Annotated in this window: 1 protein-coding gene; it reads left to right on the top strand. The window is 71.3% G+C overall.

Features of this window, described 5'->3' with window-relative positions:
• Positions 1-595: hypothetical protein (locus tag IFT45_RS16660; RefSeq protein ID WP_192129557.1), on the top strand; the 595-nt coding region annotated here is incomplete at both ends.

The following is a 595-nucleotide window of genomic DNA, read 5'->3' as shown; positions in this document are numbered from 1 at the left end:
CCGTCACCAACGCCAAGGGCCTCAGCCTCGGCACCGCCGTCGAGGTCAACTCCGACGGCGACTGGACCTGGACCCGCAGCAACATGGGCTCCTACACCTGGACCATGGACTTCACCACCGACGCCGGGACCGACCGCGCTCAGTCGACCCGCCTGACCGGGTTCGCACCCCGCCAGGCCCAGACCGCGCCCGTCACGATCGACACCCCCGCCGACGTCGCCACCGGCTACGCCCCCGACACCGCGTTCACCTTCGGCGGCACCGCCGAGCCCGGCGCCGAGATCACCGTCACCAACGCCAAGGGCCTCAGCCTCGGCACCGCCGTCGAGACCAACAGCGACGGCGAGTGGACCTGGACCCGCAGCAACATGGGCTCCTACACCTGGACCATGATCTTCACCGCCGACGCCGGGACCGACCGACAGCAGGCCGCGACCCTCGCCGGGTTCGCACCCCGCGCCTCCACCATCGCACCCGTGACGATCGACACCCCCGCCGACGTCAGCACCGGCTACACCGCGAACGAGGCCTTCACCTTCGAGGGGACCGCCGAGCCCGGCAGCACCCTCACCGTCACCAACGCCAAGGGCCTCAG

It is taken from the genome of Frigoribacterium sp. CFBP 13707, assembly GCF_014842245.1.
GTDB lineage: Bacteria > Actinomycetota > Actinomycetes > Actinomycetales > Microbacteriaceae > Frigoribacterium > Frigoribacterium endophyticum.
The sequence above is the reverse complement of the archived record's forward strand: the minus strand, read 5'-3'. Positions and strand labels throughout refer to the sequence as shown.